Raw genomic sequence first — 24398 nt, forward strand, 5'->3', positions numbered from 1 at the left:
ATTTGAAGGAAGAGGGAAGGCACGACACGGATTTTGACACAGATACACGGATTAATTATTGAGCGTGACTCAGAAGTTAACAGTCAACCGTCAACCGTCAACCGTCAACCGTCAACCGTCAACCGTCAACAGTCAACAGTCAACAGTTAACTATTAGCAGTTTTCGACAAATCGGGACAGAACCACTGAGGTTTCCGCAATGCTGGAAAGCTCAATACTACGAAAAGCAGAGTGCGGCTGCAAGTGAGCGCAGTAAACATACTCACTCCCACCCCCAATGCCAGAGTTACAGCAAACCCTTTAACTAAACCAGCGCCCAACCAGAACAAAGCAGCACAAGCAATAACTGTTGTGACGTTGCCGTCTAAAATGCTGGAAAAAGCGCGGTAAAAACCAGATTCTACCGATCGATAAAGCGACTTCCCCGCCCGCAACTCTTCCCGCGTGCGCTCAAAAATCAGCACGTTAGCATCCACAGCCATCCCGATGCTGAGCACAAAACCAGCTATTCCCGGCAGTGTTAATGTCACTCCCAAAAGCACGAAAGCTGCCCAAGTTAACAGAGCATAAATTAACAGCGCAATATTGGCAATTACGCCGGGGAGTCGATAGTAGGCAACCATGAAAATCAAGACTAAAACTAAGCCGCCGATACCTGCGTTAATACTGCTTTGAATGCTGTCTTTACCCAAGCTAGCGCCGATGGTGCGGTTTTCTACAATTTCGACCGGCACAGGCAAAGCGCCGCCCCGCAATTGCACTGCCAAATCGTTGGCTTCTTGCGTTGTAAAGTTGCCTTGAATTACGGCACTCCCACCAGTAATTCCTGTTTGGGCAAATTCAACGCCGACGACTGGAGAACTGATCATTCTTTCGTCTAGGAAAATACCGATACTGCGTCCGGTACCGGCTAAATTTTTAGTGAGTTGGGCAAAGAGTTCGCCTCCTTTGGTATCGAAAACAAGAGCAACGTTCCAGTTGTTCCCAGAGGCCAAGGGTTGAGGTTGAGCGTCTTTGAGGTTTTCGCCGCCGAGGCCGCTGCTTTTGAATAGTTTGGCGATCGCCTCATTGCTTCTTTTCAAAGCAGCCTGATTTTCTTTAATTGCTGCCTCATTCGGGCTAGTTTTCAATTCTTCTTGTTTGACCAGCAATTCCTGCTGCAACTGCCTTTCAATGCCCAATTGTGCTTCTGTTCCGGGCAGTTGTTCCAGAAATTCTAGCTTGGCCGTGCCGCCCAAAACTCGTTCTGCTTGCTGCGGGTCATTTACTCCGGGCAACTGCACGAGAATTTGGTCTTCTCCTACTGTTTGGACTAATGCTTCGGAAACACCCAAACCGTTGACGCGGTTTTCGACAATCCGCCGCACTGCTTCTAACATTCCCTGGTCAATTTTGGGAATTGTGGGGGTAGTTTTTACTTGAATTGTGAGTTGCGACCCTCCTTGCAAGTCTAATCCCAGCCGCGTTGGAATTGTTACTATTACAGTAATGGCGGCGATGATTAAAACAAAAATTAGGGCTAATAGGGAACGTTGTTTTTGCATATTTAATTATTAGTCATTGGTCAGTTGGCAGTTGTCAGTTGGCAGTTGTCAGTTGGCAGATTTTAGTCATCAGTCATCAGTCATCAGTCAACAGTCATCAGTCAACAGTCAACAGTCAACAGTCAACCAATGACTACTGACTAATCACTATTTATACTCGCAAAGCTACCATTTTTTGGACGGCTTCGACAATTTGATTGGGCTGGACAATGGTCAGTCTTTCCAAATTGCCGTTGTAAGGTGTGGGAATATCTTGTGAAGACAGGCGCAAAACCGGTGCGTCGAGTTCGTCAAAAAATCGATCACTAATCGAAGCAATTAGTTCGGCGCCGATGCCTCCTGTTTTCATGCACTCCTCTACAATAATTACTTTGTGAGTTTTGCGAATGGATGCGCCGATGGTCTCCATGTCCAGGGGTTTGAGAGAAATCAGGTCGATTACTTCTGGATCGTAACCTTCTTTTACCAGGGCGGGCACGGCTTGCATGACGTGGTGCCGCATCCGGGAATAAGTCACGATTGTGACATCTTTGCCCGATCGCACAATTTCTGCTTTGTCCAGCGGCACTAAATATTCTGTTTCTGGCAAATTTTCTTTCAGGTTGTAAAGAAGAACGTGCTCGAAAAACAGAACGGGGTTATCGTCGCGGATGGCTGATTTTAAGAGTCCTTTGGCGTTGTAGGGAGTCGAACAGGCGACTATTTTCAAACCCGGTACTGCTTGGAAATATGCTTCTAGGCGCTGGGAGTGTTCCGCGCCGAGTTGCCTGCCCACGCCGCCGGGCCCACGAATTACCATTGGCATTTTGAAGTTGCCGCCCGATGTGTAGCGCAGCATTCCGGCATTGTTGGAAATTTGGTTGAAGGCCAGCAGCAAAAAGCCCATGTTCATGCCTTCGATGACCGGCCGCAATCCCGTCATTGCTGCGCCTACTGCCATGCCTGTAAAGCTATTTTCGGCGATCGGGGTGTCGAGCACTCTAAGTTCGCCGTATTTGTTGTAGAGGTCTTTGGTGACTTTGTAGGAACCGCCGTATTGACCTACGTCTTCGCCGAGTACGAATACGGCGGAGTCGCGGGCCATTTCTTCGTCTAACGCCTCGCGGAGGGCGTTGAACAATAAGGTTTCTGCCATAGGAGGTTAAGCAATGATTGCAGGAGGGTCAGACTAGAATATTAACCTTTTGGGGGTGTCGATCTAGGAGTCGATCGCAAATTCGGCAGTTAAAACCTGAGATTTTGCCAATCTTTATCATAACATTTGTATTATGTCAATCAATATTTAAGTCATGCAACCTTAGCTGTAGGGTGTGTCGGGATCAACAATCCTCAAGAAAAAGCGACAATCTAGTAGCGACGCACCTGTGCTTGCAAGACTCGTGGAAACAAACCTATATGTAAGGTGCGTCGCCACTCGAAAAGTCGATATAATTTAGAGATTAAAAATGGCGACGCACCCTACGAATACTAAGCTTTTGTCGCATTCTATGCCGTTTAACAGCAGAAAAACACCATGCTCCAGACAAAAACTCAACTCACTTTGGAAGAGTTTCTCACTCTTCCCGAAGGAGAAGGCGATATTACCTACGAACTTATTGACGAGCAAGCAGTACCGAAGATGTCACCTAAAAAATTTCATTCTCGCCTCACCCGAAGCCTAATAAAAATCCTCGAACAGTGGGGTGAGGAACGGGGAGAAATTGGTGTAGAATGGGCGGTAAGATTAACCAGACTGGGGCGAGACTGGGTGCCAGTACCCGATCTTTTATATGTTTCTTACGAACGCTTATCTCCTGACTGGAATCAAGATGAAGCCTGTCCTGTAGCCCCAGAATTAGTCATAGAAATTATTTCACCCGAACAAACTTTCGGTCAGTTAGCTGCTAAAGCGAGAGATTATTTAGATGCTAAGGTATTGCGGGTTTGGATAGTAGATAGCAAGGCGAGAAGCATTACAGTTTTTTACCCCGATGCAGCACCGCAGACTTATATGGGAGATACGCTATTAATAGATACACTTTTTGATGGGTTAGAATTTACGGCTTCACAGCTATTTCAGATGGCAAAAATACCATAAACTTTTTTGGGATGAGTGTGTGTTAGTTCACAAGCTATTCCATTCTTCAAGAGTAATTTGCCTTTCTATAATCTCCTCGGTCTCTCGAATCATCATCCGTAGCTGAGGGACAGAATACTCATCATTAGAGGGAATCGTTAATCGATACTCCTGATAAATCATAAACTGGTGCTTACTTCCAGAAAAAGGGCCAGAAAAGCCTAGCTGTTGTAATTTCTGGATGAACTCTCGACGCTTACAAGGTGTCCAACGGCTCAAGGCTAGGCTCCTGATTTAAATCAATATTGTCAATGACGGGCATTCGATGTCGCAATTTCAACCCTAGCAAAATCCAGTCTTCCAAAGTTGATCGCAACTCATTTTGACACTCTTTTAAAGTTGAACCAAAGGCGATGACTCCCTTGCAAACAGGAATTTTCCCAACAAAGCTATGATCTTCAAGTTTGTCATACATAGCCTCAGCCATTGCTTTGTCAACGTATTCGCTCAGAATGAATTTTACAGTCATTGAGTTTCCTTTTGCTTGTCGAATATTGGAATCTCCTTCACAGTTACATCCATTATATTTGTTTTTGTCAACCTCCGGCATTTATATCTCTGAAAAATGTTTTTGCAATAAATCGTGAATAAATCGGTAGCGCCGATCGCCCGTTTTTTGCAGCAACAAGCGATCGCCCGCAGCATCGAGAAAACGCCTGTAATCCCAAGGAATGCAGCCGCTAGACCACAGCACGAGGCGCAATACAAAACTTTCAATCGCCGGAATTCCAGGCAACAAAGCACTAATTACCGCAGCAACCGCACCCGCAATCAATCCCCAAATTGACCCGGAGACTAGGGTGGCAATTAATCCCAAAATCACCCAAATCAGGCCGCCAAGCAGCTTAACTCCAAACTGATACTTGCGCCGTTCATCGGCTGTTTGCAGCCAGCTAGAGGGTATGCGATCGAGGTAAAATTCTTGAATTCCTTGCTGTTCCATCCTTCTCGCCAACCATCCCAGCCAGTGGCGAATTTGTTCCGGCCGCAGTTCCTTACCTCTGGGATACTGCTTGACTTCCCCGGTCATTTGGTGGCGAATATAGGCAGTTAACAGATATTTGCGCTGTTCTTCTGCGGAAGTAATGCGCTTCCAAGCTTCAATTAAAATATCGTCGTAAGCCAGAGCCATCATGCTCAAAAGCAAGGGAACTTTTGCCAATTTCAACAACTCCGGCTCATGCTCAATGCTGTACCAAAGTTCGCGGCTTCGGGCTTCTAGCAGATAATTTTGGATTTTAGTTTCTGTTAAAGGTTTCAATAAAACCGCTGCTTGCAGGCGAAATCTAGTATCGCAGTTTTTGTAAGCATCAAAACTGCTGCAAGCTACTAAATGTTTGGGTTTAAATTCGCTTTCAACAAATTGATTGATTGCTTGAATGCAGATATTTTGGCGGTGGGTTTCTACTTCGTCCAAGCCGTCGAGGAGAGGCAGCAATTTTTGTTCGGCAAGCCATTTTTTGCCGACAGCAGGAGAGATGCGGTATTTAAACTGAAGTTGAGCAATTAACCAATCTGCGATCGCCCCGGATTCTGCTTTCCATGATCCGAGTTCAAACAGCACTGGTACTGGCAAACTAGCATCTTTTTGGGCGCGGGAAATTAACACGCGAGCTAATTCTAGCAGCGTCGTAGTTTTGCCTGCACCCGTCGCTCCCAAAATTACCAATTTGCCACCGGTGCGATCGAACACTTTGGCAATGCTGGCTTTGGGAGGAAGCCGAAAACTCGGACGGTTCCCCGCTTTCACTTCCACATCCCAACAGCGGTTAACACCAACAGGCGACGAGTCTTGACTGAGGTTAGCCAGCACAGCAGCGTGCAAAGACTGCGCGAGGCCTGCTTGGACTTCCTGCTTCACCTCCTCCAATAATCGATCGCGAGGCGGTTGTAATCTCAGAGGAATCAATTTTGACATTTTATGTACCTCGCGCTGAACGCTTACTTTCGCAAATTTGCGCGCAAATAACCCAGAGCAAGATTACCATCAGTATAGGCGTCCAGTATATATTGACTCAAATTATTGCGACAATTATGGATCTGAAATTTTATCTAAAAATCCTGACCAAGAATTTCAAAGCTGGTACCCGCCACGTGATTTATCCGTGGAATCAATCCCAAATCGAAAATCTAAAATCCTCAAGCCCCCGAATTTATCTGGCGCAAGTCAATCCAAAATCCAAAATCTAAAATCTAAAATCGAATGACCCTGTGGCCCGCACTAGGTGTTTCCACTATAAATTAACTGGCGATCGCCTCAACTCCCAAACAAAAATTATTAGTATAGATACAGAGAGGATTTTTTATGTCATTTACGAAGGGTCAAATCATCACAGTAAGCTTAGCAGGAGTGGCAACAGCGGTGGGAGTGGCTGTTGCAACTATACAGTCGGGTGCGATGAAACAATCCCATCCTCCCCTCGCTGAATCACCGGCATCCACCAGAAACCAGATTGCAGGGCCGACGAACAACCCTGAATCTCGGCAACCAGAACCTCTGCAAGCACAAACCCCGGCTGCAGAATCTCCGAAATCCCCACCCCAACCTGCAAAAACCCCGGCTGTTCAATCCTCGGTAGTTGCAGGAGTCTCTGGATCAAAAGTTGAGCCAGTAGTTGTCACACCGCCAAATTCGGGTTGCAAAATCAGTATGGCTGTAGTCAGCGATCCGAATCCACCGCTAAATGTGCGATCGATCCCGCAAGTAAGGGGCAGCCAAATAGTAGGAAAACTTAAAAATAATACCTTTGTTTCAGTCGCCGAAGAACAAAACGGTTGGCTGCGAATTACAGATCCGCCCGGTTGGATTGCCAAAAACCGCACCGAAAGCAGTTGTTCTAACGTCAACCAGCAGATTAATTTTCGGCCGGGAGGAGATGAGGCAATTGTTAAAGGTCGAATTATCGGCGGCGGCAGCCACTCTTACCGGATTCGCGCCCGAAAAGGTCAAACAATGACTGTTAGGAATCGGAAAGATGTTTTTCCGCAAATTATAACTCCTCGTGGCCAACTATTAGCAGGAGAGCCTTATCAAGGCAATGAAACAGAGTGGACTGGAAAAGTGCCAGTAACAGGCAATTACACATTACAATTAGACTCGAATTTCCGGGGATATGAATACGAATTTTCGGTACAAGTGCGATAATTTCCCTGATATCTGTAAGGACACGGGAGTGCCATCTTCCTACCCGGATCTGCGACTTTTAATCAATAGTATAATTAAGGAATCGCCCCAAGGGATATATCAAGAATTGCAAATTTCTGCCAATCTTCCGAATCAAAGTGCCACCATTCGGTTGTGATACCCATAAATCCGTGTTTTTTCATCGCATCCTTAAGCACTTGACGATTTTTCCGAGATTCTGCGCTGCCGCCTTGATAATCTCCGTGAGCTTTTTCGGTAAAATCATCATAAGGAGTAGGCATTTCTAATTCTTTGCCAGTGCGATCGACTAAAGTCAAATCAATAGCAGCACCGCGATTGTGCCGCGAACCCCTAGCAGGATTAGCAACATAGCGCGGATCTGGCCAAGCTTGCCACATTTGCTTAGTGACAGAGAAAGGCCTGTAGCAATCGTAAACTTTCAAACCCAATCCGATTTTTTCCAAATCTGTTTGAACTAGCCCTAACTTTTGAGCAACAGAACTTCTCAAAGCGCATTTCGATATAGGGTAAAGTTTTCGTTTCAAAAAATTGTTAGTAGTGGCGTATCGGATATCGAGGCGAATGTTGGGATTTACAGTGCGGATGTCAACCAGTCGTGCTCCACTGGGAAGTTGACTCATGAAAATGCTTTCAGGTACTACTGGGTTGGGTTCGGGTTGGGTAATTTGCACTTGTGGCGGCTCCTGGGCGCTAATAGATGTTGTATAATTCAGTGTGGTTGTAGATAGTAATATTAGAGCGAATACAATTAAATATTTTGTAAATCGGTTTAATTTCATAGCTGTGTTAAGTGGATATTTAATAGAGTTTTTACATTGGATATTTTGGGGAATTTTCGCGCTTTTCGTGTTGTCTGTCATCCCGCCAGACCGACAGGGGTTGAAACCCCTGTCTCATAGCTAAAGTCCTCTGAAGAGGACTGAAATATTTCTCTAAAACTTTTATTTTATGAGTCTTTCAGTCGGTTTTAACCGACTTTAGCTATGAGACGGGGGTTTTAACCCCCGGCGGACTGTGAAACAAGCGCGAGAACGCTCGCTCTCTTTTCTCTCTGAGTCATTTTTAATTGTTAATTGTCCTCAAATTCCCAAGCGCTGATACACTAAATCTAAGTGCCTCAATTGATATTGCGGATCGAAACAATCATCAATTTCTTTGGTGGTCATCTTAGCTGTTACCCGATCGTCCTTAGCAATTAAATTGTAGAAATTGCCGCCCGGTTTGTTCCAAGCTTCGTGAGCACAAGATTGCACAATTTTGTATGCGTCTTCGCGACTTGTGCCTTTTTCTACTAAGGCTAACATGACGCGCTGGCTGAAGATGACTCCGCCGTAAAGGTTCATGTTTTGTTTCATGTTTTCGGGATAGACTAGCAGGTGTTTTACTAAGTCTGTGGTTTCTACTAACATGAAGTGAGTTACTGTAGAACTGTCGGGCAAAATCATCCGTTCTACGGAACTGTGAGAGATATCTCTTTCGTGCCAAAGCGCTACGTTTTCTAAGGCTGCGACGGCGTTGGCGCGGACGATTCTAGCCATTCCTGTCAGTCTTTCCGATCGAATCGGGTTGCGTTTGTGGGGCATGGCGGATGAGCCTTTTTGCCCTTTGGAAAAGAATTCTTCGACTTCGAGAACGTCGGTGCGTTGCAGGTTGCGGATTTCTACTGCAAAACGCTCGATCGATGCTGCTAAGAGTGCTAAGGTTTGGACGTATTCGGCGTGTCGATCGCGCGAAATGACTTGAGTGGATGCGGTATCCGGTTCGAGTCCGAGGTTTTGACAGGCGATCGCTTCAATTCGCGGGTCAATATTAGCATAGGTTCCGACTGCGCCGGAGATTTTGCCGACTGCAATGGACGATCGCAAATTCACTAATCGGGCGCGGTTGCGAAAGACTTCTGCCAGCCATCCTGCTAGTTTAAAGCCAAAGGTGATGGGTTCGGCGTGAATTCCGTGCGATCGGCCAACCATGACGGTATTGCGATGCTGTTGAGCCTGATAGCGAATAGCTTGACTCAATTCTTCGACACGTTCTAACAAGATATTGACGCTGGCGACTAATTGCAGCGCCAAAGCAGTATCCAGCACATCGGAACTGGTTAAGCCGAGGTGAATGTAGCGGCCGGCATCGCCTACATATTCGTTGACATTTGTCAAGAAAGCGATCATGTCGTGGCGGACTTCGGCTTCAATTTCGAGGACTCGTTTGGGGTCAAAATTAGCCTTAGCTTTGATTTCTTCGACTGCGGCGGCGGGGATGTAGCCGAGTTCGGCTTGAGCTTCGCAGACAGCGATTTCTACTTGCAGCCAGCTTTTCAGTTTGGCGGTTTCAGTCCAGATGTTGCCCATTTCGGGCAAAGTGTAGCGCTCTATCACGGTGGGAGTTGGGGAATGCGATCGTCCTATTGTACCTCTGCGAGGCGATGCAAGGGCCATAGGATTTAGCATGGGGCCCAGAAACCGGGTTTTTACCGAATCTGCGGGCTACAACGGGTCTTTTCGTAAAAACCCGGTTTCTTTGGTTGGAGTGCAGAAACTAGGTTTTTATATTTTTGTAGTTTGGGCGATCGGCTACAATATCCTAAACCCCGTTAGCTGGCATCACTCATGCCTAAAAAAATCAGAGAATTGAAAAGCCTATTACTAAAAGCAGGCTTTACTTACAGACAGGGAAAAGGCAGTCACACCGTATGGGAACACCCTTTATTACCTGAAAAAATTACATTATCAGGTAATGATGGCGATGATGCACCAAATTATCACGAAAAAAGAGTAATTTCTGACTTGCAGAAACTGAAGGAGATAGAAGAATGAATAGCCATTATAGTCTCATCATCCAGTGGTCAAAAGAAGATCAGCTTTTTGTTGTCAGCTTGCCTGAATTTACCGATGTCATGCAGCCTTGCACTCACGGACACACTTACGAAGAAGCGGCAAAACACGGACAAGAATTGTTAGAAACATTGATTGAACTTTATCAAGAAGATGGCAAACCTCTACCAGAACCTCAGACGTTGGGGAAACGATTACAGATTGCTTAAAGTTGTTATACAATCTCTGCTATCATTAACCATAAACACCAACTAAAAACCCTATGACTTCTCAAGCCTCCAACCCAAATGTCCAAGACCTGCAAAGACAGGTAATTGCCCTGTTACAAGAAGTTAGCACTCTGATGGGTCGCGCTAGCAAAGAACTTAAGTCTGAGGATAGCTCAGAAAACAAGTACCAGATATATCAACAGGAAATTGCAAAGGAGATTGGTACAGTCACAGACCTAAAACTCAGAATGGCTATTGCCGCACCGATGAATGCTGGCAAATCCAAAATTATTAATGCCATTATTGGTCAAGAACTCCTGCCGAGTTCTGCTACAGCGATGACCACACTGCCAACAGAGATTGTATTGAAAGAAAATGCTGCAGAGCCGATTCTAAAATTGAGTCCTAGAATTTGTGAAGCATTTAAGAAAGCATTGGATGCTATCAGGCAGCAAATTCAGCAGCAAGGGATGGAAGAAGTTCTTAAGCATACTGGTGAATATCCGCATTTAGCAAGTTTACTCGAAGAAATCCACAGCGATAGAGATTTTGGAATTTCAGAAGAAATCTCTGGCAGTAAGAATATCAACAAGATCCTGACAGAGTTGAATCATATTATCCGTCTTTGCAATATTCTGGCAGTATCCCAAGCTCGAGATCCTCTCCAGTTGCTTAATGACAATGACATTCCATCTATCGAAACTCCTTTTTTCAGAACAGAGCAAAATCAACAACTAGAGAAGCTAGGTAATCTTGTAATCGTTGATACGCCTGGGCCAAGTGAAGCCGGAGTCAGCGAAAAGCTAGAAATTGTAGTTTCCAAGCAACTTAAGCGTAGCCAACTTGTGCTACTTGTCCTGAATTTCACTGAATTGAGGGCTGAAGCAGCCGAAAAGATTAAAGCAGAAGTTCACAAAGTTATTAGAACAAGCAGTCAAAAAAATTTATATGTTTTAGTTAATAAAATCGATGAGCGTCGTCGAGGTGACATAGATACCGAAATGGTAAAACAATTTGTTGCTAATAACCTCCAACTTGCCAACACAGACCGCGTATTTGAAGTTTCTGCTAGGCAAGCATTCTGCGCTAAGGATTTTCTCCGTCAATCATCTCTCAGTAGTCAAGATATTAAAGATCCTGAAGCTGCCGAAGCATTAGCTAGAGAAGTCTGGCCTGTTGATTGGGAGGATGAACTCAAGGATGTAACTGTAGAGGAATTACAAAAGAAAGCGGTAAGACTTTGGAAAGCATCAAAGTTTGCATCTTTTCTGGAAGAAGCAATTAATGTAATTTTGCGACAAGTTGCCCCCCGCTGCATGGAGTTTGCATTGAATCGTTGTCTTATTCATCTAAATGATTTATGTAATAATGCAAAAAATGACCTGACTTACATTAACAGTAATGCTGAAAAGCTCCAGCAAGCAATTGAGGATCTTAAAATAGAGCTTTCTAGTCTAGCTGCTTGCCGTCGGAATCTAGATGAAGAGGTTGCCCAAACAAAAAAGCAAATAAAGGAAACGGTAAACGCCAACCTAGAAAACCTCAAAAAAGACGTAAAAAACGAACTTGACACACTATTGAAAAAGTATGTTTTAGATTCTGCTATAAAAGTATTTTCCAATTTGTGGGACGACATATCCAATAGGTTTAATAGAGATAAGGATGAATTTGAATTTGATAGTAAGCAAGATGCCAAGCTATTCGCTGAGCAAATAGCAGCTTCGGCGAAGCAAATTATTGAACGTCAATTGGATGTCGCTTGTAAACAGACGGATACACAGACTGAAGGCAGGATTCAAAAATTATCCGAGTCACTAGATAATGAAACTAAGCCTATTATTGAACGCGCTCAAGATCGGTTAAAAAGAGATTTTGATGTTATTTTTAAGCCAGATATACTCAAGCTAGTTGATATTCACATAGAAGTGAATACCCCTGATCTTGAATTCAGAGGGTATGGATTATCTGATTTACTCACAGCATTGTTAGAAGAAGCATTTGGTGGTTTGTTGGTGCAGTTTGGTGCTCGTTTAGTGGCAATGGTAGCTAACCATCCAATACTGAGCGCAATTTATGGTGGAGTTAGCACCTTTTTTGGTTGGTTCGGTGTGAACTTAGACAAACATGTATATAAAGAAAGATATACAGTTAACATAATCCTTTTCAAGGGTGAAATAGTTAAATTCTTTGACAATAAAGTCGAAGAAATTCAAGAACAATCTAACCGATTGATTGAGCAATCATTGGATAAACAAATTAAAAGGTACTTTGATGATCTAGACTCTCTTCTAGGTGATTATAGGAAGGATTTGGAGCAATCACTAAAAGCTCAAGCTTTACCTTTAGAAACATTGAAAGAATTAAAGCAAGCGCTTGAATCCTTTTCAGTAGGTAATGATAAATTACAGGTCGATAAGTTGAAAGAGAAGGCTAATGAACTTCTGAGTCAGACAAAACCATTAATAGCAAGCTGAGATGCGCTTACGTTTTTTACTAATTTAAGATTTCTCGAACAGGAACTTATTAACTAAACTAGCTTTGTTCAAAGTAATATCTGCCAAATATGGAATAAGTGCAAAGCCGATACACTCTGCTAAACGAGGCGGCACGGCATTTCCAATTTGCCACATGGCCTTTTTCATTGAACCTTCAAAAATAAATGAATCCGGGAAACTTTGCAATCTAGCCATTTCGCGAGCTGAAATAACGCGATTGAGATAAGGATGAATATGAGTGCCACCGTGATTTTCTTTAACAGTCATACTCGGTTTTCCCGGATACTGTCGCTTGAAAGCATCGGCGTAGCTTTCGTACAAGGAACCGCCTGGTGGAACTTGAGCAAGTCTTTCCATGTACTCAACAGAATGACGAGTCCATTCGTGGTTAATTTGTGGTATGGGAGTATACTCTGGTAAATCATCAATTGCTGACTCAATCGCTTTGTATTGTTCGGGCAACAATTGCGGCTTCGGATAGGGATTTTGCATCCCAAATCTATTGGCAATAAAAATCGCTCGCGGGCGGATTTGCGGGACTCCATAGGCGGCTGATTCCAGAACAGCAACGGACATATTGGGATAGCCAATTTCCTGAAAAGCCTCGCAAATCGCTTGCTTAACCGCTCCTTTTTGTATAGTCAATATTCCGGGTACGTTTTCCATGACAACATACCAAGGACGTATTTCAGAGACAACGCGGACAAACTCTCTAAATAAGCGATTTCGAGGGTCGTTGGGGTCGCGTTTGCCTGCAACTGAGAAGCCTTGACACGGCGGGCCGCCTACAACAACATGAACTTCTGGCGAACCGATTTCAGCGAGCAACTTTTGGGGATTTAAGTTTTTTATATCGTCGCACAAGTGATGGCAATCGGGAAAGTTTTTTGTGTGAGTTGCCGAGGCGATCGCATTAATTTCAACACTTGCTACTGGTCGAAAACCTGCTTGCAATAAACCTTGAGTCATGCCGCCAGCACCGCAAAAAAGATCGACAAATGTATAGTCTGATTTTGGCAGTGACTGAGATTCAATATCAATGAATATCTTGTAGGGGTCGCAGTCATTTGCTTCTAGTTCGCGTTGGATGCGTTCGTAACGCCCTAATTTTGCTTTCTTCTGCTTTTTGGCAGGAATTGGTTCTGACTCATTTGAGAACAAAGACAGTTGTATTGCTTCCATTTTATATTTTTTTACTGCGTTCTATAGCAATCCTCGCATCATTTGTGAATTTCTTACTCCCTCCCCTTGATAAGGGGAGGGTTGGGGTGGGGTAAAAAGTTTACGACTCCTGCAAGGATTGCTATATCTGATGTTGCCCACTTGGGCCAGGGTGTAGGGCTCGATCGCCCTTGGAGTCGGAGAGTGCGATCGTCTCACATATTGCACCATTCTCGCTTAACACGCTTTCCGACCTGTTCCACAAAGAGTGAATTTTTTTGTGGGCTGGGCCCCAGAGTCCGCCCATAACAGGCTTATTGAGAATGCGACAAGATGTGAGTTGTAACTGAGATGTTGCACCATTCTCAAGAACAGGCAAGATGCCTGTTCCACAAGAGATGAATTTTATTGTGGAACAGGCATCTTGCCTGTTCCTAAAAAGCTTATTGAGAATGGTGCAATATGTCAGTTGTCAGGCAGTATTCTCCTAAAAACCTGGTTTCTGAGTACCCGCGCCTCGATTTTCAGCTTTTAGAGAGATGTGAAAACTCGCCCGATCGCTACACTATGATTAACTAGGAACTCAGCAATTTGGGAGACTAGGTGAATTGAAATTCGTGTCCGACCCGCGAATAACAGTCAAAATCCGCAAAATGAACGAGCGGGTGCGGTGGCAAGAACAGTCGATCGTCCATCGGGGAATCGACCAAACTCGGATGGTTTTAGAATCTCAAACCACCGACTCTCCAGAGTTTTCGTTTTTAGTCGTAGGCGACAGCGGCACGGGCAATCACCGCGGTTACAATCCCCAGCGGCAGATTGCCGAACAGATGGTCTCCGAGCGCGAAACTTGCCGTTTCGTCCTCCACACGGGCGATGTAGTTTATCTCGTAGGTTCCAGCGAATATTACTTGCAAAACTTTATTCGCCCTTACCGAGAATTTATAGTCGGCGGCGAGCATCCCTCTCGGATTGCCTACGATCGCATGGTGTTTAACTTTCCGTTTTTGCCCGTACCAGGAAACCACGACTATTACGACTTGCCGATAGTCTACGGCCTTCTGTCGGCGACAGCTTTGCCGCTGCGGCGGCTGTTGGGTGCCAAGTTGGATCTCGATGTCGGCTGGCACGGTTCCGATCGCGGAAATACCTACGCCAAAGCCTTTCTCGACTACCTCAAAGCTCACAAAATGCCGGGAGAACTCGATCGCCACCTAGACGCCCACTACACCGCCAGCACCAGCACAGGCCGCTGCATCCGCTACCAACCCGGACACTTTACCCGCTTACCCAACCGCTACTACACCTTCCGCAGCGGCGGCATCGACTTCTTCGCCCTCGACTCCAACACCTTCAACGAACCCTTACCGATCCCGAAAACCAAACAGGGCGACATTCGCCGCCAGAATTTGGAACTCGATCGCCAGAAGTTGGAACAAGAAAAATTGGCAATGCTCGAAATGTGCGATCGGCTCAAGCCGGAGATTCCCGAGGAAGACGAACAGCTAGACGACTTGACCGCCAAATTAGAGCAAGTTGACGAAATGCTGATGGATATTGACAAACAACTGTCCCCCGACAAAACAGCCGCCACCGACGTTGAACAGCTCGAATGGCTGAAAAAAAGGCTGATTAACTCTTGGGGCGATTCCGAGGTGCGGGGGCGGGTAATTTACCTGCACCATCCCCCCTACGTGACCGAGGCGACAAAGTGGAATCAAGCTCAAACTTTGGCGGTTCGGTGGCGATTGCGCGAGGTACTCGACGGGGTGGCCGATGCAGTTGGGGATGTGGCGCGGGGGCGTCCGCTAGTAGATTTGGTGCTGACGGGCCACGCTCACTGTTTGGAATACCTGCGGACTGGGAATACCGGACACGGCGACTCTGGGATTAATTGGATTGTCTGCGGGGGAAGCGGCCACAGTCTCCGCCGCCAGCGCCCGGAAGGGCCGGTGTTGGAGGAAGCATTGAGTCCTGAAGCTTATCGCTTGGCGCGGGAGTCTGGTTCGGAAACAGCCAGCCGGCGGGTAGCGGAGTCTTTGCTATTTGTCGGCCGCAGCGGTCAAGGTTCCCACAAACGCCGTCCTTATTCGTGTTTGCGGATTGATGTTCTCGACGGATGCCCCCCGAAGTTCCGCATCCGACCTATGGTTGTCGAACGATTTGAGGGGAAATGGCAGGAGATCTCGATCGAACCTTTTGTGATTTAACATCAGTCATTCAATTTGATTGTGGGGAGTAGGGGTTGGGCTTCTAGCCGGCCCAAACAGGCTTTCCGGCCTGTTCCACAAAAATTCAATTTGATTGTGGGTTGGGCACGCGAGCCCGCCCAAACAGGCAAGATACCTGTTCCACAAAACCAACTTCACTTAATTCAGGAGAAAAATTCAATGATTGCTAACTTAACCGCCACCGGCTGGGAAATTATTTACCACCGCGCCCACGCTTTGCTCGCCGCCCAACTTGGCGGACAGTGGAAGCGATCGAAATCTCCGCTTCGCTTGTACGAAACCATAGCCGCGATTTCGCATCACGATGATTTGGAGAAAGAGTGGGAAGAAAATATTTTGACTGAAGCGGGCGCGCCCTTTGATTTTACCTTGCAGACGGAAACTTCTCTGCCGAAAATTAAAGCCATGACGGAGAATTCCCTATATCGTGGTAGGTGGGTAGCCATGCTGATTTCTATGCACATGAGTTATCTCAACGAAGGAAAGCGGGGAGAGTCGAAGGAACTCGACGAGTTTTTGGACGAACAACTGGAAAATCAAAAAAAATGGCAAAAAGAGTTGAATATTTCCGAGGAAGATGCTAAGGCAGCTTATGCTTTTTTCCAGTGGTGCGATCGGCTATCATTAATTCTTTGCTGCCGCGAGTTACCCGCCGGAGAACGAGCTTTAGAAATTGCTGTCGGCCCGGACGGCAAGCGCTACGATATTGTACAGCACAGCAACGAACTCGTGACTGTAACTCCTTGGCCTTTTGAAGAAGATAAGTTTACTGTGAACGTCGAAGCGTGCAATTTGAATCAAGTCAAGTTTGACAGCAACGAGGAAATTAAGGAAGCGTTGCACAAAGCTCCCCGCGAAGTCTTAGAGTGGACTTTTGTGAAGTCTTAACTAAACCTTTGAAAAATAGGTGAGGGTTGTTGTCGAAGTTTAGCGGGCATGGCATTTGTGTTAACTTAATGTTAAAACCATGTCTAAATAAGGGTTATAGTTGAGTATTGATCCCCCCTAACCCCCCTTAATAAGGGGGGGACAAGAACACTCAAAGTCAACCCCTACTCCCCTTATCAAGGGGGATTTAGGGGGAGCGAAACTTCGATATAAACGTTACGTATTACCTATTACCTATTACAAACTATGAAACGTTCAGCTTGCCTAATTTTCAATCCCGTCGCCGGCAACAGCGACCCCGACCAAGACTTAGCTAAAATTCAGGAACTTTTAGAGCCTTTTATTGACTTAGACATTCGGCTGACAACCCCAGAATTAGACGCAGATCAAATCGCCCGCGAAGCAGTTGATAGAGGAGTTGAGGAAATTATTGCTTGCGGGGGCGACGGCACATTATCAGCAGTTGCTGGGGCGATTGTCGGCACAAATATTCCTTTAGGAATTATTTCGCGGGGAACGGCTAATGCTTTTGCTAATGCTTTAGATATTCCGAATACAATTGAAACCGCTTGCGCCACTATTTTTGGAGGGTTGACGCGGGTGGTGGATGCGGCGATTTGCAACGGTGAAATGCCGATGGTTTTGTTAGCGGGAGTGGGTTTTGAGGCGGAAACCGTCGAACTAGCCGATCGCGAAATGAAGAATCGCTGGGGAATGCTGGCTTACATTCTGTCAGGAATTAAACAGTTAAACAATTTAGAAAGATTTGAAGCGGAAATCGAAACCGAAGATAAAATTATCAGCCTTACTGCTGTGGCCGTGACAGTGGCGAATGCAGCGCCGGCTACTTCGATTTTAGCTCAAGGCCCGGCGGGGATTGTTTTTGATGACGGCTTGCTGGACGTGACGCTGGTTGCGCCTCAGAATAAAGCAGGGGCGATCGCAGCTTCTTATCACCTTTTGCAAACAGCTTTGAGTGGCAATCCTACCGATCGCGACGACATCGGTTATTTGCGGGCAAAAAAAATAAAAATTACTACCGATCCGCCTCAAAAAGTGGTTTTAGACGGGGAAATCATCGGCATGACTCCGGTTTCTATTGAGTGCGTTCCGGGAGGTTTAACTATTTTTGTACCGCGAATTGAAGAAGAGCCAGTGGTAGAAAAACTTACTGGTTTAGCGGACATCGAAATTACATTGAAACCATGAAGTTAAATTTTTGAGCGACAGAAACAAAAAGAAAGACCGCCCGGGCGGTCTTTCTTTTTTAGGCTTCTAAAATTTGGCGAATGCGGCGCTCCAAACGTTCGAGATCGAGTCCGCCTTCATCGCGGCTGATGCGGCGCACGGTGACGTTAACATTGCTCAAATCTGCCAGCAAATCTTGCAGGATTTCTTGTTGCTGCCGAGCTTGAGTTATTTCGCGCGGTTCCTGCACCAAATCGCGAACAATTGTATCTTCCGCGCGCGAAGCAACGATCGGGTCTGCTTCGCCGTCTACGTGCACGAAAGTGCGCCGACCAGGCCCCCGTTCTTCTTCAATTGGTATTACTGCTGTTACTCGATCGGAGCGTACATATTTGCCAAATCCCAGGTGGACTAAGACAGAAGATTGTATTTTCATAGATAGCAAGTTTTATTTGTTAGTTATCTATATTTTAACTTTGTCAACTCTGAGATGACCACTAAGCTGAGAGCTATTATTACTACAATATATGTCGGTTTTTTCTCGATATTATCGTTGTCAGGTTGCGGAAAAAATGGTAATATTTTTGGTTGATTTTCCGCCGTCTGATTTCGCACTATCTGACAGTCCGGCAGGGGTTTCAACCCCTGCCTCAAAGCTAAAGTCCTCTTAATAGGACTGAAGAATTTATTCAAAATTCTCGGAGTTGTGAATTGAATTTCATCAAGCAATCTTATTATATATCATATCAATTTCGGTTGGATATGATATGTTGCACCATTCGTGTGAAGTAGGGGCGGGTTCGCCCAGAGCCTTTTGGGGTGCAAATAGGTTAAATAAACCCGCCCGACCCCATCGAAAATCCCTTTATTGACTCTTTGTGCAACATCGAGCGTTCGATCGGAATGATTTAACCACAGAGAACGCAGAGAACACAGAGAAAGAGAAGAGAGAGATTAATAATTCTGATGTTAATAGATTTGATATCATTCAATATCTGGGTTGAATCAAATTACTAAATAAAAATACGATTCCACAGTCCTATGCAAGAGGAGTTTCGCTCTCTCGACAGGGGTTTCAACCCCTGGCGGGATGTCGGACTGTGCGAATATCTGTGAAAATCTCGGAATGTCAGTGGGCGACAGTTCGCTGATGGGTTAACATAAAAATAGAGCAGTTTGCGATCGCCCGCAGCGCATTTCAGGGACACAGCCTACCGATTCGAGATTTGAGCATTACTTCCACGGAAAAACAGGAAAGCCTAAATCATGTTAATTAGTCTCGACTTAGTTATCAGTATCCTGACGACAATTCCCTTCGGCACCATCAAAGACAAGTTTCAGCGCAACGAAACTGTCATCAAACTCTTAAAAAAATTTAACCTCGACCCCGATGCTCCGCCGGCAGATTTTAGCGGAGTTTATGTTTATACTTTAGTAGAATACGGCGCTGGCAAACCCAAGCAGATTTTAGAACTGTTTCGCCAAAAAGAGATTGAATCAGCATTTCGCAAAGCCTTCGAGTCCGACAGCCCAGCCATTTTAATTAAAGCAGGCGATGAATATCTGAATGAAAGTGCTTTAGGCAAAGAAATTCGAGATTTAGGCATTGACCCCAGACGGGAATTCATGGCATTTGCCGCCGTGTTTATGGAAGTAGCAAAGCGGACGCGGACGCTGGGAGATGTGATGGTGGGAAATGCGATATCCTCTTTGCAAAAACGCCTATCTATGGTAATGGATCGCATCGAACGCCTTCCCACTATCGAAGGAATTCGCACCGAATTTGCGCGGTTGGAAGCCGAAGATTATCCCGCACTTCCGGCAGCAGCATCAACTAATATTCAAAAGTCTCAAGCTTTTATTTTATCACAACAAGTTCGTGGGTGGTTTGAAACATTAAGTTATAAGTTTGAAACCTATCAAATCTCGGAGGATAACTATTTTGAGTGGATTATCAATGTTCCTGTCAGACGCAATCGGTACGATCGCATTTTAGTGCGCGGAATTGCCGGAGAAGCCGGACTCAGAGACATCTCAGCCCTGCGCGAGTCGGTGGAAAAACAGCGCACCGATGAAGGATGGTTAGTCACAGCCCGCCGCATCAGTAGCGCTGCGCGGGATGAAGTAGAAAAAGATGAAAATAGCGATATAGCTTGCTTTACCTTCGATGAATTGCTCGACCAAGATGCCGATTTTACCGCTTATCTCGATTGGCTAGAAACTGAAATCAAAAACAGGGAAATTGATACCAAATATGTGCCGCTAGCTTGTACAAAAGAAGAAATTGACCCCGATACTCACCGCAAGATAGGCGTGAGTCATTATGGCGAGCGAGATGGCTGGATTGAAGGTTATATTGACCTGTGGTTGGATGACCCAGTAAAAGAACATATTTCAGTTTTAGGAGAATTTGGAACCGGGAAAACTTGGTTTGCGATGCACTATGCTTGGATGGCGCTGCAACGCTACCGAAATGCTCAAAAGCGCGGCTTAGAACGTCCGCGTTTACCGTTAGTAATTCCGCTGCGAGATTACGCCAAAGCAGTTAGTGTCGAGTCGCTATTTTCCGAGTTTTTCTTTCGGAAACACGAGATACCTTTGGCGGGTTATTCGGCTTTTGAACAGCTAAATCGGATGGGCAAGTTTCTGTTGATTTTCGATGGTTTTGATGAAATGGCCGCTAAGTGCGATCGGCAAGAAACCATCAACAACTTCTGGGAACTAGCAAAAGCCGTCGTTCCCGGCGCAAAAGTCATCCTCACTTGCCGTACCGAACACTTTCCTGAAGGCAAGGAAGGACGGGCATTGTTCAATGCAGAACTGCAAGCATCAACAACCATTTTAACCGGCGAAACTCCCCAATTTGAAGTCTTAGAATTAGAGAAATTTAACGACCAACAAATTAGCCAAGCGCTGTCATTTCAAACAGAAGCGGCGACAGTAGAAAAAGTGATGGGAAACCCGCAACTATTGGATTTAGCGCGTCGCCCTGTGATGACAGAGTTAATTTTGGAAGCATTGCCCGATATTGAAGCTGGAAAACCAGTCGATATGTCGCGGATTTATCTGTATGCGGTGCGGCGGAAGATAGAGAGAGATATCAAAGCAGAACGCACCTTTACTTCGTTAGCAGATAAGCTTTACTTTTTGTGCGAACTGTCTTGGGAAATGCTGTCTACCAACCAAATGAGCCTGAATTATCGCGGTTTTCCCGATCGCATTCGCAGCTTGTTTGGTTCCGTCGTCCAAGAGGAAAAAGACTTAGACCACTGGCACTATGACATGATGGGTCAAACGATGCTAATCCGCAATGCAGATGGGGATTATACTCCGGCGCACCGTTCGTTATTAGAGTTTTTTGTCGCTTATAAATTTGCAGCGGAATTGGGAGTTTTGGCCGCAGATTTTACTGAATTAGTTGCGCCGGAACAGTCTTGTGTAAATCCTAATACTGAGGCTCAATTATACACTTGGTCTAATTATTGTCGGCTTCAGGCTCAGAAGAGAAATAACAACGAACTTATCGCCCCCTTGCAGGGATTTGTTGCTGAAAATTTAAGTAAACTTCGTCAGAGTTTCGGGCAAGCACCACTGACGAAAGCAGTCATGGATTTGTTGTTGCCGATGGTTTCAGAAACCGGGTTGTGGCAGCTTATAGAAATTCTGGAAGCAACGCGGGGTCAAAGTGAAAGTGAAGTAGATTATGTGGGAGGGAATGCGGCGACGCTGTTGTTAAAAAAGGACAAGACTGCTTTAGAAGGTAAAGACCTCTCTAGTGCCGTTATTTTAGGTGCTGATTTTACAAATGCGACGCTGCGCCACGTCAATTTTGCTGAAGCTAATTTGGCTAATTCTGCTTTTACTAAAATCTTCGGCAGCGTTCGATCGGTAATATTTAGTCCTGATGGCCAACTGTTAGCTACAGGTGATACTGATGGCGTAGTTCGCTTGTGGGAAGCTAGCAGTAGCAGAGAAATATTGACCTGTACAGGACATACCAACGTAGTGGAGTCCGTCGCCTTCAGTCCTGATGGTAAAATCCTTGCTAGCGGGAGTTATGAAAATACAATCAAGTTATGGGATGTCAAGACTGGTGAATGTTTAAAAGTTTTGCATGGACATACCGGATCGGTAATGTCAGTCACCTTCAATCCTGATGGAAATATACTCGCTAGCGGGAGTTTCGATCGCACGATCAGGTTATGGGATATCCGCACGGGTGAATGCTGCAAAATTTTGCAAGACCATACTAAAGTTGTATTTTCAGTCGCTTTCCATCCTGTTGGTGAGATGCTTGCCAGTGGCAGCGGCGACAATACAGTAAGGCTGTGGAATGTCGGTACTGGTCAATGCCTCAAAATTTTGCACGGTTATACCAAAAACGTGTTTTCAGTAGCTTTCCATCCTGCGGGTGAAATACTTGCTAGTGGAAGCGCCGACAAAACAGTGAAGCTTTGGAATATCGGTAGCGGTGAATGTCTCAAAACTTTGGAGGGACATGGCGATCGAGTACGGTCAATAGCCTTCAGTCCTTCGGGCGAAATACTCGCAAGTGGAAGTCACGATCGCACAGCAAAACTATGGGATATCCGCACTGGTGAATGCTTGAATACTTTGCAAGGGCATAGCAATCAAGTAGGGTCAGTTGCCTTCCATCCGGCTGGTGAAATACTTGCTAGCGGTAGTTACGACCAAACGCTGAGGCTGTGGGCGATCGACAGCGGTGAATGCTTAAATACACTGCAAGGGTATAGCAATCAAGTAATATCGATCACCTTCAGTCCAAACGGTAAAATACTTGCTAGCGGCGATGACGAACAAACTGTCAAGCTGTGGGATGTCAGCAGCGGTAAGTGCCTCCAAATTTTGCACGGACACCTCGATCGGGTAAACTTAGTTGCCTTCCATCCTTCGGGTCAAATACTTGCCAGCGCTAGTTATGACCAAACACTGAAACTGTGGGATATTCGCAGTGGTGAATGCCTTCATACTTTGCCAGAATTTGGCAATGAAACACGATCGATCGCCTTCAGTCCTTCGGGTGAAATACTTGCTAGTGCAGGTTATGACCAAACGGTGAGGTTGTGGGATATCGGTACTGGCGAATGCCTCAAAACCTTGCAAGGACATAATAGTTCAGTAAACTCAGTTGTCTTCAGTCCTTTGGGCGAGATATTTGCCAGTGAAGGTTTTGACGGAACGGTGAGGCTGTGGGATATCCATACTGGTGAATGCCTCCAAATCTTGCAGGGGCATACGGGTTGGGTACGCGCGATCGCCTTTAGCCAGAACGGTGAAATACTTGCCAGTGGAAGTATCGATCAAACCGTAAGACTATGGGATATCAACAGCGGTGAATGCCTCAATATTTTTCACGGGCATACTGATTGGATACGTTCAGTTGCCTTTAGTTATTCGGGTGAAATAGTTGCTAGTGGAAGTGTAGATGGAACAGTAAGAATATGGGATATCCGTACAGGTGAATGTCTAAAAATTTTGCAAGATCATACCAGTAGAATTAACTCAGTTGCCTTCAGTTCAAATGAAAAAATTATTGCTGCTTGTAGTCGGGATGGCACAATTATACTTTGGGATGTTGAGACGGGTGAGTGCCTCAAAATACTTAAAAGTGACAGACCTTATGAGGAGATGAATATCACGGGCGTTACGGGTTTAACTGAAGTTGAGAAAGCCACGCTCAAAGCTTTAGGGGCTGTGGAAAATTAATCGTCGCAAAGGAGGAAGTATGCAGTCAGCAATACGGATTACCACCAAAGTTCTGGCAGGAAATAAACTTGAAATTCAAGTGCCGCCTGGATCTGTTGGTGAAGAGGTTGAAGTTTTTGTGATTATACCAGAAAAGCCTCAAGGGGGGCGGCGTAAAGTGTTGGAATTACTTACAGAAATCCGCAGCCGTCATGTTTCCAGAACTGTTGAAGACATTGACCGGCAACTAGAAGAAGAAAGAAACTCATGGGACAACTAAACCTACCATCCTCTGCTACAATTTACTTGGATACACAAGTCATTATTTACACCGTTGAAGCTAACCCGAATTACTATTCGCTTCTTCAACCCTTGTGGGTGAAGTTTCAAACAGGTGAAATTGAACTTATGACCAGTGAATTGACGTTAATGGAAACCTTAGTTTTCCCTCTTAAAAATGCTAACAATATCTTAGTCAGTGACTACGAACAACTTTTATTATCCTCAGATATACAGCTAGTTCCCATCACTCAATCTGTACTGAGAACAGCAGCTAATTTAAGGGCTAATACCCATCTCAAAACCCCTGATGCTATTCATGCTGCGACCGCCATCAGTGAAGGTTGTACGCTGTTTCTCACCAATGACAATGGATTTCGTAATGTGCCCCATCTATCTGTTGTCATCCTGAGTGATGTTTTGGCATCATAATCATAGGCGATCGCCTTCCCAAAAGAATGCTATTCTTCCCTTTGAATATATCTGAAAACCTGTTCAACCGTCAGGTTAAGTTCGGGGAAGGCAGATGACAAAATACGATTTCTGATAGGGCTGACCCACGGGTAGTCAGAAACCGGGTTTTT

Annotated in this window: 20 protein-coding genes; 11 read left to right on the plus strand and 9 right to left on the minus strand. The window is 45.3% G+C overall.

What is annotated here, in order from left to right:
* Positions 1-146: 146 nt before the first annotated feature.
* Together secD and QUB10_RS10920 are read right to left on the minus strand one after the other, a co-directional pair.
* Positions 147-1544 (minus strand): protein translocase subunit SecD, encoded by a 1398-nt coding sequence (gene secD / locus QUB10_RS10915; RefSeq protein WP_333201976.1) that lies wholly within the window; start codon positions 1542-1544, stop codon positions 147-149.
* Between the two features lie 151 nt (positions 1545-1695).
* The gene (locus QUB10_RS10920; protein ID WP_333109434.1) at positions 1696-2679 is read right to left on the minus strand and encodes an alpha-ketoacid dehydrogenase subunit beta; all 984 of its coding nucleotides are present in this window, start codon (positions 2677-2679) and stop codon (positions 1696-1698) included.
* Between the two features lie 378 nt (positions 2680-3057).
* Between QUB10_RS10920 and QUB10_RS10925 the strand changes: the two genes are divergently transcribed.
* A complete protein-coding gene (locus tag QUB10_RS10925; RefSeq protein ID WP_333201978.1) occupies positions 3058-3621 on the plus strand; it encodes a Uma2 family endonuclease in 564 nt (187 codons plus the stop codon).
* A gap of 235 nt (positions 3622-3856) precedes the next feature.
* Here QUB10_RS10925 and QUB10_RS10930 read toward each other — a convergent pair whose 3' ends face one another.
* Both QUB10_RS10930 and QUB10_RS10935 read right to left on the minus strand, forming a co-directional pair.
* Positions 3857-4129, minus strand: a complete 273-nt coding sequence (locus QUB10_RS10930) for a type II toxin-antitoxin system HicB family antitoxin (protein ID WP_333129908.1) — start codon at positions 4127-4129, stop codon at positions 3857-3859.
* An 81-nt stretch (positions 4130-4210) separates the two neighbouring features.
* Positions 4211-5578, minus strand: a complete 1368-nt coding sequence (locus QUB10_RS10935) for an NACHT domain-containing protein (RefSeq protein WP_333201980.1) — start codon at positions 5576-5578, stop codon at positions 4211-4213.
* A gap of 387 nt (positions 5579-5965) precedes the next feature.
* Here QUB10_RS10935 and QUB10_RS10940 point away from each other — a divergent pair, with 387 nt between their 5' ends.
* Entirely contained in the window at positions 5966-6805 is an 840-nt protein-coding gene (locus QUB10_RS10940) for an SH3 domain-containing protein (RefSeq protein ID WP_333201982.1), read from the plus strand.
* A 74-nt stretch (positions 6806-6879) separates the two neighbouring features.
* On the opposite strand, the gene QUB10_RS10945 is transcribed toward QUB10_RS10940, so the two are convergent.
* Both QUB10_RS10945 and purB read right to left on the minus strand, forming a co-directional pair.
* The gene (locus QUB10_RS10945) at positions 6880-7605 is read right to left on the minus strand and encodes a M15 family metallopeptidase (protein WP_333201983.1); all 726 of its coding nucleotides are present in this window, start codon (positions 7603-7605) and stop codon (positions 6880-6882) included.
* Positions 7606-7905: 300 nt separating this feature from the next.
* Positions 7906-9201, minus strand: coding sequence for an adenylosuccinate lyase (purB, locus tag QUB10_RS10950; protein ID WP_333039418.1), 1296 nt, complete (start codon positions 9199-9201; stop codon positions 7906-7908).
* 231 nt (positions 9202-9432) lie between these two features.
* Here purB and QUB10_RS10955 point away from each other — a divergent pair, with 231 nt between their 5' ends.
* The 3 genes from QUB10_RS10955 to QUB10_RS10965 are packed head-to-tail and all read left to right on the plus strand — an operon-like array spanning position 9433 to position 12340.
* Positions 9433-9639: a type II toxin-antitoxin system HicA family toxin gene (locus QUB10_RS10955; protein WP_106148795.1), complete on the plus strand. Its 207-nt coding sequence runs from the start codon at positions 9433-9435 to the stop codon at positions 9637-9639.
* On the plus strand, positions 9636-9866 hold the full coding sequence (locus tag QUB10_RS10960; protein WP_333201985.1) for a type II toxin-antitoxin system HicB family antitoxin: 231 nt from the start codon (positions 9636-9638) through the stop codon (positions 9864-9866). The genes QUB10_RS10955 and QUB10_RS10960 overlap by 4 nt, the downstream gene beginning before the upstream one ends.
* 53 nt (positions 9867-9919) lie before the next feature.
* Complete coding sequence (locus tag QUB10_RS10965) at positions 9920-12340, plus strand: dynamin family protein (RefSeq protein WP_333201987.1); 2421 nt, start codon at positions 9920-9922, stop codon at positions 12338-12340.
* Between the two features lie 24 nt (positions 12341-12364).
* Here the strand turns inward: QUB10_RS10965 and QUB10_RS10970 are convergent, their stop codons facing one another.
* Together QUB10_RS10970 and QUB10_RS10975 are read right to left on the minus strand one after the other, a co-directional pair.
* On the minus strand, positions 12365-13543 hold the full coding sequence (locus QUB10_RS10970; RefSeq protein WP_333201989.1) for a DNA cytosine methyltransferase: 1179 nt from the start codon (positions 13541-13543) through the stop codon (positions 12365-12367).
* A gap of 121 nt (positions 13544-13664) precedes the next feature.
* Positions 13665-13901 (minus strand): hypothetical protein, encoded by a 237-nt coding sequence (locus QUB10_RS10975; protein ID WP_333201991.1) that lies wholly within the window; start codon positions 13899-13901, stop codon positions 13665-13667.
* 238 nt (positions 13902-14139) lie between these two features.
* On the opposite strand from QUB10_RS10975, the gene QUB10_RS10980 reads away from it, so the two are divergent.
* The 3 genes from QUB10_RS10980 (at position 14140) to QUB10_RS10990 (ending at position 17850) form a co-directional block, all read left to right on the plus strand.
* Entirely contained in the window at positions 14140-15732 is a 1593-nt protein-coding gene (locus tag QUB10_RS10980) for a metallophosphoesterase (protein WP_333202070.1), read from the plus strand.
* 180 nt (positions 15733-15912) lie between these two features.
* Positions 15913-16641, plus strand: a complete 729-nt coding sequence (locus QUB10_RS10985; protein WP_333201993.1) for a DUF3891 family protein — start codon at positions 15913-15915, stop codon at positions 16639-16641.
* A gap of 246 nt (positions 16642-16887) precedes the next feature.
* Positions 16888-17850 carry a YegS/Rv2252/BmrU family lipid kinase gene (locus tag QUB10_RS10990; protein WP_333201995.1) on the plus strand — a complete coding sequence of 321 codons (963 nt, stop codon included), beginning with the start codon at positions 16888-16890 and terminating at the stop codon, positions 17848-17850.
* 58 nt (positions 17851-17908) lie between these two features.
* On the opposite strand, the gene QUB10_RS10995 is transcribed toward QUB10_RS10990, so the two are convergent.
* On the minus strand, positions 17909-18265 hold the full coding sequence (locus tag QUB10_RS10995; protein WP_190740317.1) for a hypothetical protein: 357 nt from the start codon (positions 18263-18265) through the stop codon (positions 17909-17911).
* Positions 18266-19095: 830 nt separating this feature from the next.
* Here QUB10_RS10995 and QUB10_RS11000 point away from each other — a divergent pair.
* From QUB10_RS11000 to QUB10_RS11010, 3 genes are read left to right on the plus strand one after another with little or no spacing between them, the layout of a single operon-like run.
* Positions 19096-23556: a WD40 domain-containing protein gene (locus QUB10_RS11000; protein WP_333201997.1), complete on the plus strand. Its 4461-nt coding sequence runs from the start codon at positions 19096-19098 to the stop codon at positions 23554-23556.
* Between the two features lie 19 nt (positions 23557-23575).
* Positions 23576-23815, plus strand: a complete 240-nt coding sequence (locus tag QUB10_RS11005) for a hypothetical protein (RefSeq protein ID WP_333201999.1) — start codon at positions 23576-23578, stop codon at positions 23813-23815.
* Positions 23803-24246, plus strand: a complete 444-nt coding sequence (locus tag QUB10_RS11010) for a PIN domain-containing protein (RefSeq protein ID WP_333202001.1) — start codon at positions 23803-23805, stop codon at positions 24244-24246. Before QUB10_RS11005 ends, QUB10_RS11010 begins: the two co-directional genes overlap by 13 nt.
* Positions 24247-24398: the final 152 nt, after the last annotated feature.

This window comes from Microcoleus sp. B5-D4 (assembly GCF_036705145.1).
GTDB lineage: Bacteria > Cyanobacteriota > Cyanobacteriia > Cyanobacteriales > Microcoleaceae > Microcoleus.

Excerpts from the sequence above, each read along its gene's own strand:
- QUB10_RS10935 (WP_333201980.1), bottom strand. The coding sequence starts at position 5,578 with ATGTCAAAATTGATTCCTCTGAGATTACAACCGCCTCGCGATCGATTA.
- QUB10_RS10925 (WP_333201978.1), top strand. The coding sequence starts at position 3,058 with ATGCTCCAGACAAAAACTCAACTCACTTTGGAAGAGTTTCTCACTCTT.
- QUB10_RS11000 (WP_333201997.1), top strand. The coding sequence starts at position 19,096 with ATGTTAATTAGTCTCGACTTAGTTATCAGTATCCTGACGACAATTCCC.
- QUB10_RS10940 (WP_333201982.1), top strand. The coding sequence starts at position 5,966 with ATGTCATTTACGAAGGGTCAAATCATCACAGTAAGCTTAGCAGGAGTG.
- QUB10_RS10955 (WP_106148795.1), top strand. The coding sequence starts at position 9,433 with ATGCCTAAAAAAATCAGAGAATTGAAAAGCCTATTACTAAAAGCAGGC.
- secD (WP_333201976.1), bottom strand. The coding sequence starts at position 1,544 with ATGCAAAAACAACGTTCCCTATTAGCCCTAATTTTTGTTTTAATCATC.
- QUB10_RS10970 (WP_333201989.1), bottom strand. The coding sequence starts at position 13,543 with ATGGAAGCAATACAACTGTCTTTGTTCTCAAATGAGTCAGAACCAATT.
- QUB10_RS10990 (WP_333201995.1), top strand. The coding sequence starts at position 16,888 with ATGAAACGTTCAGCTTGCCTAATTTTCAATCCCGTCGCCGGCAACAGC.
- QUB10_RS10985 (WP_333201993.1), top strand. The coding sequence starts at position 15,913 with ATGATTGCTAACTTAACCGCCACCGGCTGGGAAATTATTTACCACCGC.
- QUB10_RS11010 (WP_333202001.1), top strand. The coding sequence starts at position 23,803 with ATGGGACAACTAAACCTACCATCCTCTGCTACAATTTACTTGGATACA.
- QUB10_RS10960 (WP_333201985.1), top strand. The coding sequence starts at position 9,636 with ATGAATAGCCATTATAGTCTCATCATCCAGTGGTCAAAAGAAGATCAG.
- QUB10_RS11005 (WP_333201999.1), top strand. The coding sequence starts at position 23,576 with ATGCAGTCAGCAATACGGATTACCACCAAAGTTCTGGCAGGAAATAAA.
- QUB10_RS10965 (WP_333201987.1), top strand. The coding sequence starts at position 9,920 with ATGACTTCTCAAGCCTCCAACCCAAATGTCCAAGACCTGCAAAGACAG.
- QUB10_RS10930 (WP_333129908.1), bottom strand. The coding sequence starts at position 4,129 with ATGACTGTAAAATTCATTCTGAGCGAATACGTTGACAAAGCAATGGCT.
- QUB10_RS10995 (WP_190740317.1), bottom strand. The coding sequence starts at position 18,265 with ATGAAAATACAATCTTCTGTCTTAGTCCACCTGGGATTTGGCAAATAT.
- QUB10_RS10945 (WP_333201983.1), bottom strand. The coding sequence starts at position 7,605 with ATGAAATTAAACCGATTTACAAAATATTTAATTGTATTCGCTCTAATA.
- QUB10_RS10920 (WP_333109434.1), bottom strand. The coding sequence starts at position 2,679 with ATGGCAGAAACCTTATTGTTCAACGCCCTCCGCGAGGCGTTAGACGAA.